15 protein-coding genes and 1 pseudogene are annotated in these 13,424 nt (G+C 51.8%); all 16 read left to right on the forward strand.

What is annotated here, in order from left to right:
* Positions 1-558 precede the first annotated feature (558 nt).
* The 16 genes and pseudogenes from NZD89_RS00310 (at position 559) to NZD89_RS00385 (ending at position 13,396) form a co-directional block, all read left to right on the forward strand.
* Positions 559-1,233, forward strand: a complete 675-nt coding sequence (locus NZD89_RS00310) for a YiiX/YebB-like N1pC/P60 family cysteine hydrolase (protein ID WP_268005902.1) — start codon at positions 559-561, stop codon at positions 1,231-1,233.
* Positions 1,234-1,267: 34 nt separating this feature from the next.
* Entirely contained in the window at positions 1,268-1,705 is a 438-nt protein-coding gene (locus tag NZD89_RS00315; protein WP_268005903.1) for a hypothetical protein, read from the forward strand.
* Positions 1,706-2,115: 410 nt separating this feature from the next.
* The gene (locus tag NZD89_RS00320) at positions 2,116-2,367 is read left to right on the forward strand and encodes an NUDIX domain-containing protein (RefSeq protein WP_326492899.1); all 252 of its coding nucleotides are present in this window, start codon (positions 2,116-2,118) and stop codon (positions 2,365-2,367) included.
* Positions 2,368-2,508: 141 nt separating this feature from the next.
* Positions 2,509-2,916, forward strand: coding sequence for a cytidine deaminase (locus NZD89_RS00325; RefSeq protein ID WP_268005904.1), 408 nt, complete (start codon positions 2,509-2,511; stop codon positions 2,914-2,916).
* Between the two features lie 441 nt (positions 2,917-3,357).
* Positions 3,358-3,471 (forward strand): annotated as a pseudogene (locus NZD89_RS00330) (daunorubicin/doxorubicin resistance ABC transporter ATP-binding protein DrrA); the annotation flags it as partial.
* A gap of 185 nt (positions 3,472-3,656) precedes the next feature.
* A complete protein-coding gene (locus tag NZD89_RS00335; protein WP_268005905.1) occupies positions 3,657-4,235 on the forward strand; it encodes a TetR/AcrR family transcriptional regulator in 579 nt (192 codons plus the stop codon).
* Between the two features lie 81 nt (positions 4,236-4,316).
* Positions 4,317-5,237, forward strand: coding sequence for an MBL fold metallo-hydrolase (locus tag NZD89_RS00340; RefSeq protein WP_268008347.1), 921 nt, complete (start codon positions 4,317-4,319; stop codon positions 5,235-5,237).
* Between the two features lie 15 nt (positions 5,238-5,252).
* Positions 5,253-6,011 (forward strand): beta-ketoacyl-ACP reductase, encoded by a 759-nt coding sequence (locus tag NZD89_RS00345; RefSeq protein ID WP_268005906.1) that lies wholly within the window; start codon positions 5,253-5,255, stop codon positions 6,009-6,011.
* 70 nt (positions 6,012-6,081) lie between these two features.
* A complete protein-coding gene (locus NZD89_RS00350) occupies positions 6,082-7,251 on the forward strand; it encodes an acyl-CoA dehydrogenase family protein (protein WP_268005907.1) in 1,170 nt (389 codons plus the stop codon).
* A gap of 5 nt (positions 7,252-7,256) precedes the next feature.
* On the forward strand, positions 7,257-7,931 hold the full coding sequence (locus NZD89_RS00355) for a PHP domain-containing protein (protein ID WP_268005908.1): 675 nt from the start codon (positions 7,257-7,259) through the stop codon (positions 7,929-7,931).
* The gene (locus NZD89_RS00360) at positions 7,921-8,346 is read left to right on the forward strand and encodes a MaoC family dehydratase N-terminal domain-containing protein (RefSeq protein ID WP_268005909.1); all 426 of its coding nucleotides are present in this window, start codon (positions 7,921-7,923) and stop codon (positions 8,344-8,346) included. Before NZD89_RS00355 ends, NZD89_RS00360 begins: the two co-directional genes overlap by 11 nt.
* A gap of 18 nt (positions 8,347-8,364) precedes the next feature.
* On the forward strand, positions 8,365-8,781 hold the full coding sequence (locus NZD89_RS00365; protein ID WP_268005910.1) for a MaoC/PaaZ C-terminal domain-containing protein: 417 nt from the start codon (positions 8,365-8,367) through the stop codon (positions 8,779-8,781).
* Between the two features lie 109 nt (positions 8,782-8,890).
* Positions 8,891-10,036 carry an acetyl-CoA acetyltransferase gene (locus tag NZD89_RS00370; protein ID WP_268005911.1) on the forward strand — a complete coding sequence of 382 codons (1,146 nt, stop codon included), beginning with the start codon at positions 8,891-8,893 and terminating at the stop codon, positions 10,034-10,036.
* A 1-nt stretch (position 10,037) separates the two neighbouring features.
* Positions 10,038-10,448 (forward strand): Zn-ribbon domain-containing OB-fold protein, encoded by a 411-nt coding sequence (locus NZD89_RS00375; protein WP_268005912.1) that lies wholly within the window; start codon positions 10,038-10,040, stop codon positions 10,446-10,448.
* A gap of 39 nt (positions 10,449-10,487) precedes the next feature.
* Positions 10,488-11,270 (forward strand): SDR family NAD(P)-dependent oxidoreductase, encoded by a 783-nt coding sequence (locus tag NZD89_RS00380; protein WP_268005913.1) that lies wholly within the window; start codon positions 10,488-10,490, stop codon positions 11,268-11,270.
* On the forward strand, positions 11,267-13,396 hold the full coding sequence (locus tag NZD89_RS00385) for an acetate--CoA ligase family protein (RefSeq protein WP_268005914.1): 2,130 nt from the start codon (positions 11,267-11,269) through the stop codon (positions 13,394-13,396). Before NZD89_RS00380 ends, NZD89_RS00385 begins: the two co-directional genes overlap by 4 nt.
* Positions 13,397-13,424 lie beyond the last annotated feature (28 nt).

The raw sequence follows: 13,424 nt of genomic DNA on the forward strand, positions 1-13,424 counted from the left end.
TGTACTTGTTAAATGAGAATGAGCCAATCGTTTATCGCGGAAGAGATCGGGTTAATGAGATCTATACACCTGAGTATCAAACCTGTTCCAATCGTCTAGCACATGCTGAAATTAATGTGCTGTTGCAGGTAAGGCAAACTGACTCGGATCAGTTTCAAGTCATGTGCTATACACGACGACTGAGCCCTGTGTTCTCTGTTTTGGAGCTAACGTAATGTCAGGTGTCCGTAGCATTCGTTACGCGGCAAGCGATCCGGTCGCAGGGGGAACGGGCCTTAGAAATCAACCAATACTTTTATATTGAATAGAAATATTAATATACAACAAGCACCGAAAATCTTAAGCAAGGTATAACGCGGATACTTAGGACAGTTTATGTTTTGCAGAGACGTCGAAAACAGCGGGCATATATTCCGTTTAATTGTAGCCACTCACAATTCAAAGTGTTAATGGGCCGGCGTTTTGATACGGTAAAGTCAATTTTTACATAAGCGCACTTAAGAAAGGGCATGATTTGCAGAGAATGTCGATTTATTAACTTTTAGTAGAGGCTTGCTTATGAGGTACTCACGAAACGGTCGCTGGAGAAGGTATAAACAATCGCGTAAGCTCCTGAGGCTTGGATTATATTCTGGATTGTTGGCTACACCTTTGCTCGTTGGGGTGGTTCCGGTAACATGGGCTCACGATCAACACACATTAACCATTATGAGCACGGTGCTCGAAGGCGCTATTCATGGACGCTTTAATGGTTCCTACCAAGGTCATCCGAATCAGGCAGTGTTCGATGATCTCGTTCCAGGTGACATCATCTTTTGTCACGATGCGGGAGGTGGGTACGGGTATTACACCCACTGCGCACTGTACGTAGGAAATGGGAAAGTTGTAGAATCCTCCAACTTTCGAGAAGGCACCCATGTGATTCCGGTTCAATCCTTTCATGGGTACGATGAGGTACGTGTCAAACGAGTGCTGTGCTCATATCCACTTCGGTTACGTGCAGCCCATTATGCTCTTGCCCAAGTTGACCGTGGTTACAGCATTTTTGGTGGGCTCCACGACCACAATAGTATGTATTGTAGTAAATTGGTCTGGTCTGCCTTTGATGCGCAAGGAGTGCAACTATGCGCGCAGAGTCGATGGATTATTCCGGACGATCTCGCCGTCAGTCCTAAGCTACAAGAGGTCAAAACATCATCACTTGGCAAGGGAGTTTTAAGTCGCTTTAAGTAAGGCATGCGTAACAGGTATCCACGGGAGGGGCGATATGCGATTAGTTTTTATTGATTTCTATTTTTTTACAATATTGACGGTATCCCTGTGTACTGGGATGACATTGCTGCAACGTGTAGTTTCATCATTCTGGATTATTACGTTCGTGCTTTGGTCAACGAATGAATTGAGGAAGGGTCTCTCAATCGGAACGCTTGTCCGGAAATCTTTCTATGGCCAGTTCCCGGCCATTGTACTTGTCTTTACCGCGCCAATTACTCATCACTTACACATTGATGGTTGGACAGATGGAATTCTAGCCCTATGGGAAACGCCATTTGAGCCACTATTCGAACTTCTTCCTCCATTTCATATGGGTAATTTTTCAGGCATGTACCTTGAAGATTGTACCTCGCCTTTTCTCCTTCCTGCGCTCATCATGCTTCTGGGATTTATAGTTCGGATGTGGCAAAACCTAGGGCGCAATTCATAAACCCATTGGAGGATTGTCCTTATACGAAGTTAGAGTCTCAGGTATTGGTGTAAATTCAAAGGCTGGATCTTGACGAAAGAGCCATTGAGTGCAATCTACTAAAAGTGACGACCAAATCACACTAGTAGAGGAGGTACTACAGTGGTTTCTACAGACAAGATCGCACTTTTGGAACTGATTCGTCAGAGTGGACACTTCACAGCCCATAAGTGATTACATAGGTGACGTCATTGCTTATTAAACCGAATGAACGACGAAAAATGTTATGAGCTTAACGGGAGCCTATGCGACAGATGATATTGGGCTTTCTTATTGCGTTAAAGGGCATGTTTACTCAAACGAGACTATTGAAAAACGAAGGTGAATTAACGTGGCAGACTATGTGAAGCATGTTCGTGATTTGATTGGCAATGAGAAAAATTATTATGGTGGTTGCGGGAGCTTTTGTCTTCAACAGTGAAGGGAGCCTGCTCTTACACCAACGCACTGATAATGGGTTTTGGGGATTTCCTGGTGGCTACATGGAATTAGGGGAGACCTTGGAGGACACGGCACGACGAGAAGTTTTTGAAGAAACAGGCTTGTCACTTGGGCAATTAAAGTTGTTCCAGAACAACTTCATGCCTTTAATGATTTATTATCGGGTTGTTCAATACCAATAATCAATTGAAAACGTTCTGTCGCTAAGGGGAAACTGGGCAAGCTCAATTGTTGTTCATTGCATAAAAATACAGTTTGAACCGTGAGATCTTTATTGCACTACTGGGCAGGAAAACTCAAGATGAAATGAGGAGGAATGATTGATGAATATAGAACAAAAATTGTACGATGCTGCAGTTGAATTAATTAAACAAAGATACCCTGTTGGTTGGGGCGGTGCTGCAGCCATGTATACAAAGGGTGAACGTATTTTAACCAGTGTCGCACCTGAAGTGCTCGTTGATGCAACTAACGTATGCATTGAGACTGGAGCAATCCTGGAGGCTCATAAATTCAATGATCCTGTGACCTACTCCATTTGTGTGGTTCGTGACGATGAAAATTCCAAGTTCAAGATTTTGACTCCATGCGGCATTTGCCAAGAGAGATTGATTTACTGGGGGGAAGATGTTAAGGCTGCGGTGTTCACGGAGAATGGTGAATTGGATTACAAGACGCTAAAAGAAATTCAACCATATCATTGGGCGAAGGCATATGAAGGCGAAATTTAATTGAACTATTGGGTGCGAATGTTCAAGAAGACCACTACAGAATACTGTGTATGAATATGCATGAATATGAATGCTATTGTTTGGGCTGTGTTTTCCTTACAGGCAGCTTTGCGGACCAATGGGTTGAATCAGGTACCAGACAATGCCTGCAACAGCGGACCTAAATCCTGCTCTAGCTTCCGTCTTACGACCATTTAGAAGTTTCACACCCTCAATGATCCCATAGACTGTCATGATTGTATTCCATGCTGCAACAAAGAGGTTGGTGGTCCCTATACCATTTTGTAGAACATACACGATTTGAACAAGAGTGATAACGCCCCACATACAGGAAGTGACAATTTGAATAATCCCCGCGGCACGGACTTTACCACTATATTTACGTACAGGTTGTTGTGTTTTCGGTGATTCAGTGTGCAGAAGAATGGGTAAAAAGCCCACCGGCTGGTGCGGTCGGGGTCCACCGTGCTGTTGACAACGCAGTACCTCGATGAGGCCGACCAATTGGTTGACCGGATCGCGGTCAGCGACCGGGGCCGTGTCGTCGTCGAAGGGGACCGTGGATGTACCGGTCAAGACCACCGTTTTGAGGGGGCTTTAATCTGCAAAACGCTCAGTACTATATGTCACGTTTGGGTCATATGGTTGAACATCGGCACGGACGCGGCCGGATATAAGTTGAACGTTCAACAAAAATCCATTCCAAGGTATGGAAACTGGATGAGATGAGGAGGTGAACGATGGCCAAGAGAGCTGATCGCAAACAGACGATCCTCGTCGCGGCGCGAACTTTGTTTAGTCAAAGAGGTTATCACGGCGTTTCCTTAGGTGACATTGCACATGAAGCGGGACTCAGCGTTGGACTCATTTATTACGTGTTTCCGAAGAAGGAAGACATCCTGCTTGGGGTGGTGAAAGAGGCCTCCCTTCTCTATCGGGAAGTGTTTCAGAAAATTAAGGATATCGACGATCCGATAGCGCGCATCGATGCCCTCATGCGGGATTTGTATGAAGAACTCGACAACGGATCGAGGATCCTCATGATTCTGTATAAAGATCTTTCCACGATAGATAAGGAGACACGCCAACAGATTCTCGAACTTGAGCGCGAAACGAAGGCGAAAATCGTCGATATCATTGACGAAGGAAAGCAAAATGGCATTTTCAAACAGGCTGTCTCTTCCGAACTTGTGGCATTCAACCTGATAGGGATTGGACACTTGTGGGCATTGAAGAAGAGTTGGTTGTTCGGTGAGATGCCTCTTGAACGCTTCGTCGAGGAGCAACAGCAGTTGGTACATTCCATGCTGTTGATGTAAGCGTTTACAGATTCGGTTGCATGTTTTGGACAGAAGCGTCCGGGAGGGGGAATTGCCATCGCCAACATCGTTCCGATTCGAATCACGACTCCTTATCCGGAAGGCAGTGTCAATGCGTATTTGCTCTTGGGAAACCCTGTCACTTTGATAGACACCGGCATCTGGCTTGACGATTCCGTCCGTCAGATCCATCAAGCCTTGATGAACGTAGGGCTCGACTGGAAGGATATTGACCAGATTGTCGTGACGCACATGCACACAGACCATACCGGTGGTGTCCATGCTATTCAGCGGGAAGTGGATGCACCGATCTTTGTTCATTCTGGCGCCCGCTTTGCATTACAGGGTGGCATGGCGGAATTCGAGCGTGTGAATGCCTACTTTCAAGATTTTTTTCGCGCGTGTGGCGCCGAAGGAAAAGTGACGCGCAATCACAAATACCGGGAGCAAAAGTGGGCAGGTGTTCACTACGTGGACGACGGCGATGTCATTCGGGCTGGAAGTCGAGACTATCAGGTCTTATATGTGCCTGGACACAGTCAGACGGACATCTGTTTGTGGAATGAAGAAGCTGGCGACGCGTTTGTTGGGGATCATCTTTTAAAGGATATTTCGGCCAACGCGTTCATGGAACCGCCGTCTCCAGCACAGGCGGACCGGTTGAAGGCACTACTTCAGTACAGGAGTTCGATGGCGCGCACGAGAGCCTTGGCGTTTCGAACCGTGTATCCGGGACACGGGAGCCCGTACGTCGGGCACCAATCGTTGATTGATGCGCGTTTTCAAGAGCATGAAGAGCGTTGTGAGGCGATTCTTCAACACGTTCAGGACGGGCTAAGCACGATTTATGAGATCAGTTCTGCTATGTTCCCATGGCTTCAGGGGGGTGCTGTGTTTCTCGGGCTTTCGGAAATTATGGGGCACATGGACCTGTTAGTAGAACGCTCTGTCGTGAAAGTGGAAAGCAATCAGGGTGTGCTGGTATACACGGCACAATCATAACAGGAGGGGTTTAGAATGAGTCGTTTTGAGGGGCGCGTTGCGCTTGTCACAGGTGCCGGTCGCGGTATTGGGGCTGCAACTGCCAAGTGTTTGGCGGCAGGCGGAGCTAAGGTTGGTGTGTTTGATGTGAAAGAGGAGTTTACGAAGGAGACAGTGGAAGCGATCCAGGCGGCTGGCGGCGAGGCCATCGGCGTCGGTTGTGACGTCTCCGTGGCACAAGAGGTTGAGATGGGATTCGCGCAAGTAGCCGAGAAGTTCGGCAAACTGGATATTCTCGTCAACAATGCAGGCTTACTCCGCGACAATCTCTTGTTCAAGATGTCGGAAAATGATTGGGACACGGTGTTGGACGTGCACCTCAAGGGCAGTTTCTTGTGCAGTCGTGCCGCGCAACAGTACATGGTCAAACAGAAATACGGAAAAATCGTCAATACTAGCAGCACCTCGGCCCTCGGCAATCGCGGTCAGGCAAACTATTCCGCCGCGAAAGCAGGACTTCAAGGTTTCACGAAGACATTGGCCATCGAACTTGGGCCCTTTAACATCAATGTCAATGCGGTCGCACCTGGTTTCATTGCAACGGATATGACGAAGGCGACGGCGGAGCGCGTCGGCATCGACTTTGAAGAAAACAAGCGTCTCGCCTCCGAACGCATTCCTCTACGCCGCGTTGGCAGCCCAGAAGATGTGGCGAACGTTGTTGCATTTCTCGTGAGCGACGACGCGAGCTACGTGTCCGGGCAAGTCATTTATATCAACGGCGGCAGCCGCTGAATCAGCGGCGAAAGGCAAAGGTAAATCGAATTCAGGGCAATCATCTCTACCAATTTAGGGAGGTTATTATATGGATTTTAGATTGACGAAAGAACAAAAGCTCGTCCAACAAACCATTCGCGAATTCGTGAAAAACGAACTGATGCCACTCGAACAAGACGTCTTGCGAAACGAGCGTGAAGGACGCCCCGGGATGGAGCGCGAGAAGATTCGCGCACTCCAAAAGAAGGCGCAAGAGCTCGGGTTCTGGGGGATCAATACGCCGGAAGAGTACGGTGGCGCAGACTTAGGGCCAGTGATGTCCGCCTTGATTGCGATGGAACTCGGCCGGACGTTTGTACCGTTCAACTTCGGCGGCTCTGCGGACAACATTCTCTATTACTGCAACGAAGAGCAAAAAGAGAAATACTTGCTGCCAACCATCAACGGCAAGCTGAGATCGTGCTTCGCACTCACCGAGCCAGGGGCTGGTTCCGACGCTGCCAACATTCATATGTCAGCAGTCAAGGACGGTGACCACTGGGTTCTCAACGGCGAGAAAGTCTTCATTACAAACGGCAACGAGGCGGACTTCGCCATGGTGTTCGCCGTCACGGATAAGGAGAAAGGTGCACGCGGTGGGGTGACCTGCTTCCTGGTTGATCGCGATATGGGCTGGCGGTCCGAGTACATCCATACGATGGGTGAATGGGGACCAGCGTCGCTCGTCTTCGAGGACGTTCGTGTGCCGGAAGAAAACATTCTCGGTGAACTCGGAGGTGGCTTCAACCTCGGTATGAAGTGGATTGGCCAAGGTCGCTACATGATTCCTGCCCGCGGCGTCGGTGCGGCAGAGCGCTTACTCCAAATGGCCATCGATCACTCCAAAACACGTGTGACATTCGGCAAGCCGATTGCGGAACGCCAAGCGATTCAATGGCAAATTGCCGACTCAGCTGTGGAAATTGAGGCCACCCGTTGGCTTGTTTTACACGCGGCATGGTTGGCGGAGAATGGCAAGGATCCACGCCACTATGCTTCCATGGCGAAACTGTTCGGCGCAAACATGGCGAATGACGTTTGCGACAGAGTGCTGCAGATTCACGGGGGCATGGGTTATACGAAAGAACTGCCGATTGAGCGCTGGTATCGCGAAATGAGAGTCTGGCGCATCTTTGAGGGCACGGACGAAATCCAACGCTTCATTATCTCGCGCAATCTGCTTCGCGGTCACGTGAAGGTCGGAGACTTGATGGACTGACGCGAATGAGATTCGAGACGCATCTGCATACAGCCACCGGATCGCACGACGGCGCCATTCAACTGGAAGAGTTGGTGAATTGGGTCAACACATCCGACATCTGCGGCGTATGTATTACGGATCACGACTATGTGTGGACCCGACGGGATGCACAGGCCTTACGTGATGCGACGGACGTGATTGTTATCTGCGGCGTAGAGGTCACGACGAACCTCGGGCATGTGCTCACGTACGGCTTGGATGCGTATTTGCCAGGGATTCACGATATCGAGGTGCTGCGTCGATACGTGGATGAAGTCGACGGCGTGATGGTCTTGGCGCATCCGTTCCGCAGTGAGATTTCGCCGTATTACACGTACGGGCATATACCAAAGGGACTTCCGCCTTGGGAGGAAGTCGTGAGACGTCCCGTGTTTCAGTATGTGAATGCACTGGAGGCGTGCAATGGGTCTGGTGTTCCACAAGAGGAAAATTTGGTAAGACAGGCGGCCAAGGACTTGGGATTGCCCGTGACCGGCGGCAGTGATGCACACCACGCCGATAAGTTGGGGTTGTGCGTCACCGAGTTTACGGTGGACATTTCGTCAGAGCGCGCGTATATCGAAGCCATCCGCGAGGGGCATTGCAACGGAGTGGACTTACGGTTGCATGGAAAGGTGGGGGAGTCACGTGTTGATTGACAAGAATGTCATTGGGCGCACTGGGGAAGCGCGTGCCATCGAGATCGAAAAGGGAGCTATTCGCAAATTTGTGGAGGCGATTGGCGACAAGAATCCGCTGTATTGCGATGAGGCGTACGCACAAGCCAATGGATATGCGAGTCTCGTCGCGCCGCCGACGTTTCCGACGACATTTCGCTTACCATTGCCTGATGTGCATTTCGAATTGAGTCGCGTCCTGCACGGCGAGCAGGAATACACCTACGAGCGCCCGATTGTCGCGGGGGACGTACTCCGCTGTTCCAGCCGTGTGGCGGATGTGTATGAGCGGTCTGGCAAGCTTGGGAACATGACTTTTCTCGTGACGGAAATCATAGGCGAAGATGTCGGTGGACATCTCGTATTCTCAGGTCGGAGTACCATCATCCTGCGGTAGTCATAGGGAGGGTTGAAGATGAGTCTCATCGGTTTTGCAGAGGCTGAAGTTGGCACGGTTGCACCACCGCTGGTGAAGCCGGCGATTGAAAAAGTGCAGCTGGTCAAATACGCGGGTGCATCAGGGGACTTCAACCTGATTCACACAGATGACGAAACGGCACGCAAGGTGGGACTGCCTGGCGTCATTGCACACGGCATGCTCAGTATGGGCTTCCTCGGCCAGTATGCCAGCGAGTTGGTCGGCAATCGAGGATATGTGCGACAACTGAAGGTCCGGTTCGCCGGCATGGTGCGTCCCGGCGACGTGCTGACGTGCACTGGGCACGTCGTTGCGAAGAATGAACAAGAAAAGACCCTCACATTAGCGATTCAGGCGGCCCGCGATGAAGGAAAACCGCAGACGATTGGCGAGACCACCCTTCAGTACCTATGAGCAGAAGTCCGAGAATGTCGACACCCATCTTGTTTCTTATGGGAACGGTGTTCTTAACCAGGCACTTTAGGGAATTAAGGTACTCAAGCACAGTGAGGTGATGAATCCAATGACGTCAGACCGGATAGCTGCAATTGTCGGTGTCGCCGAATCTGATCTGGGCTATACGCCGGGTAAAACGGTCCTGCAATTGCAAGCGCAGGCAGCGAAGGCTGCCCTTGCAGAAGCAGGTTTCACCAAGGATGACGTGGATGCTGTCTTCACAGCGGGCAATTGGGCATGGGCACCGAATCTCATGTTGGCGGAGTATCTTGGCATTCAGCCGAAATTTACCGACGGTACGAACATCGGCGGGAGTTCCTTCGAAGCTCACGTCGGTCATGCGATGGCGGGCATCAAGGCAGGACTGTTCGATGTCGCATTAATCACGTACGGCAGTACGCAGAAATCGAATCGGGGCAGAATGGCGATGTCTCCATACGTCACATTGACAGAACAGTTTGAACGTTGGTGCGGATTACCGACTCCTGTCGGCGCGTATGCGATGGCTGCGATGCGCCACATGCACCAATATGGCACCACGAGTGAACAACTTGCTGAAATTGCCGTTGCGACGAGAAAGTGGGCAACGATGAATGAGAAGGCCATGATGCGGGATCCCATTACGATTGACGACGTGTTGAATTCGCGCTGGATTGCAGAACCGCTTCACTTGCTCGACTGTTGTCTCGTGACAGACGGCGGTGGCGCCGTGGTTGTCGCGTCGAAGCAGGCGGCAGCCAGAGCAAAGACAAAACCGGTCTGGATTTTGGGGCACGGGGAGACGCATACGCACAACAGCATCGTCAACATGCCAGATTTGACGGTAACCGGAGCGCGAGAGTCGGGCCGCAAAGCGTTTGAGATGGCCGGTATCGGCCATCATGAGATCGATGTGGCAGAGATTTACGATTCGTTCACCATTACCGTCCTGTTGACGTTGGAAGCGCTCGGTTTCTGTCAGTTTGGTGAAGGTGGCGCGTTTGTGAGTGGTGGACGGACTGCTCCAGGCGGAGACTTCCCGATGAACACGAACGGCGGTGGCCTTTCCTATTGTCATCCGGGGATGTACGGCATCTATCTTCTCATTGAAGCCGCGAGGCAGTTGCGGGGAGAGTGTGGAGATAGGCAAGTGGCGGACGCAAAAATCGCCTTGGTCAACGGCACTGGCGGTGTCCTATCTTCTACTTCTACTGTGATACTAGGGAGGGATTGATATGGAGAGCCGTTTTCCATTACCCGTTCGTGACGGTGATTCAGCGCCCTACTGGGAAGGCGTCGATGAGGGTCAATTGCGCATTCAAAAGTGTCAGACCTGCGAGCGACACATTTTTTATCCAAGATCCATTTGTCCACATTGTTTTTCAGACGTAATTGATTGGGTGACAGCCAGCGGCGCCGGTCGCATTTACGCTTACACCGTGGTACATCGGTCATTCGGTCCATTTGCGGAGGAGACGCCGTTTGTCGTCGCCATTGTCGAACTGGCCGAGGGCGTGCGCATGATGACGCGCACCAAAGGGCCGCGTGACCTAGTCCGCATTGGCGCACCTGTTCGCGTCACGTTTGAGAAAATCGACGACAACCTGACCCTCCCCTACTTCGAAGTTGTGGACGACGCGGACTAAGTCTTTGAATTTGAGTTGGGAAAAGAGGTCTATGTGACGATGTACAACTTTACAGGCAAACGGGTCCTGGTGACTGGGGCATCACAGGGTATCGGGGAACATATCGTGTACGGCTTTGCAGAAGCTGGTGCAAAGGTTGCTCTGCTGTCGCGGCGCGAAGAGAAATTGCTGTGGGTGAAGGCGCAGCATCCTAAGCTCGTAGAGGCACCAGTGTACGCGGCGGACGTGCGAGACGAGCACGCCATCGCGTGCGTCTTTGATGATATCGAGAGAAATTTCGGCGGGATCGACATTTTGATCAACAATGCTGGTGGCAGTTTCTATGCGAAGGCAGCAGATTTGAGCCCGAACGGGTTTGCGTCGGTGCTCAACATCAATCTGCTGGGGCCGTACATCCTTTCCAAAGCCGCGTTTCGGCTGATGTCTGAACAACGTCGAGGGGTAATTGTTAACATCGGCTCGGTCGCCGGCCGCGACAGTGCGCCGGGCATGGTCGCGTACGGTGCTGCGAAGGCGGGACTCGTCAACATGACGCGCACCTTGGCCACCGAATGGGGCCCCTTGGGGATCCGAGTCAACACGGTCGCACCAGGGCCGATTCTCACGGATGCAGCAAAGGACGTGCTTTATCAGAATTCGGCGAAGCGGATTGAGCGAGCAGGCAAAACGAGATCCGTCGGGCGGCTAGGCGTTCCTGCCGACGTCGTGGAGGCAGTCCTGTATTTAGCATCGCCATCTGCAGCATTTATCAACGGGACCACGTTGTACGTCGACGGTGGACCTACGGTGGCTCCCGTGGTGGATCAGGAGGTGGTTGAGTGAGTACACTAACGAGTCCGGAGCGGTTATGCCAATTCTTCCATCCGAAAAGCATTGCGCTCGTTGGTGCGACAGATAAATCGAGATGGTCACTTTTCACTTATCTAAATGTGAAGAGTTTTGGGGGGCGAGACGGAGCGACGATTCACTGTGTTCATCCGAAGCATGCCGTGGTGCACGGACAGAAGGCGGTCGCATCATTGCTCGATATCGAGGAACCGGTTGATCTCGCATATGTCATGGTGCCAACCACCCAGGTGCTGCAAGTTCTGAGAGACGCGGATGCGGCGAACATTCGCAATCTGGTGATCCTCACATCGGGATTTAGCGAGATCGGACCAGAGGGGAGTGCGTTGGAACGCGAGGTGCTCGAATTTGCAGAGTCGCACAACCAAGTGCTGCTCGGCCCAAATGGCAACGGGTTCGTGAATGTCTCCGCTCAGTTGACGCCGTACGGCCTTCCGATCACGCCGCCGTTGAAGCCTGGCCCTGTGGGGATTGTCCTGCAGAGCGGCGCTTTGGCCAGTACAGTTCTGACGCTTGCACAAGCACGAAACGTGGGGCTCAGTCTGTTGGTGTCCATGGGCAACGAAACGATGATGTCGGCGACGGACGTCATGGACTATTTAATTGAGGACGAATCGACGAAAGTCCTCGCAGTCTTCCTGGAGTCGATTCGTCAGCCGAAGGAATTTGAGTGCATTGCAAAGAAAGCCCTGGCACATGGTAAGCCCATTGTTGCGATGAAAATCGGCCGCAGCGAACACAGCGCCAAAACGGCGATGGCTCATACAGGTGCGCTCGTCGGCGACGATGCCGTCAATGATGCGGCATTCCGTCAACTGGGAGTTATCCGCGTGCACTCCTTGGAAGATCTCATTACGACAGCAGGTCTTCTTGGCTATACGCCGCCCTTGACCGGCCGCCGATTAGGTGTCGTAACGCCGTCTGGCGGGGCGTGCGACATCTTGTCCGATCGCGCTACTGACGAAGGTATCCTTTTGCCAGAGTTCGCCCCGGAGACGGTCGATCGATTGAAAGAGATTGTACCCACCTTCTCCACGGTTCACAATCCACTGGATGTCACAGGCTTCGTCGTAGTCGATGGCACCCTGATGCGCCGTGCACTCGCTGTGGTCTCGAATGACCCAGGCTTTGATTTTCTCTTATGCCTAACGGATCCGCCGAGAGCGGAACCAGAGGATGTCGGCCCCTTGTTCGACCAATATGGGCAACTTCGAGACGTCATTCAACGGTCCAACATTCCTATCGTCATCGTGAGCAACAGCTCTATCGACATCACACCATTTGGTCGATCCGTTCTCGAAAAGTTCAATTTACACTTCGTCGGCGGGATGGAACACGGCATGTCTGCTCTTGGGAAGGCCGTGTGGTGGCACGAAAAATACCGTGAAACGAAAGCCCAATCGCATGCGTACGAAATCCCGCGAGGACCAGAGGGGCGGTTGCCTGCAGGAGAATGGAGCGAACACGCGGCACGGGCTTTTTTGGCGGAACATGGTGTGCCGGTTGTGCCTGGCGTGCTTGCAGGGACATTGGATGAAGCCATCAATGCGGCGAACTCCGTCGGCTATCCGGTCGTGTTAAAAGTTCAGTCTCCCGATATTCAGCACAAGAGTGATGTCGGTGGCGTTGCTTTAGGGCTTCAATCTGAAGCGGAGGTTCGGGACGCATTTGAGAGGATTCTCGCATCAGTCAAACAGCACGTCCCAAACTGCCAACTAGACGGCATTCTCGTCTCCCCGATGCGGGGGGATGGCATTGAGATGTTGGTCGGGGTCGTTCGTGATGCGCTCTGGGGCCCAGTGCTTGCCGTGGGCATGGGGGGGATCTTTGTCGAAGTCCTCAAGGACACGAGTCTACGTGTCCTGCCGGTGACGCACAATGACATCCGTGGCATGTTGCAGGAGCTGCGCAGCGGATCGCTCCTACAGGGCGTTCGTGGTAGAACAGGGGCTGACCTAGACCGGTTGGTAGACGTCATCTATCAAATTGCTCAGGTCGCCGTTTGTCACGCCGAACAATTGCGGGCGCTTGAAGTGAATCCACTGTGGGTACGCGGTTCGCACGTTGAAGCACTCGATGCACTGGTGTCTATAGAGAACTGACAGGCTGGCGGCGTCAAGTCGCCTAGCT

Origin of the sequence: Alicyclobacillus fastidiosus, assembly GCF_026651875.1 — a bacterium.
Taxonomy (GTDB): domain Bacteria; phylum Bacillota; class Bacilli; order Alicyclobacillales; family Alicyclobacillaceae; genus Alicyclobacillus; species Alicyclobacillus fastidiosus.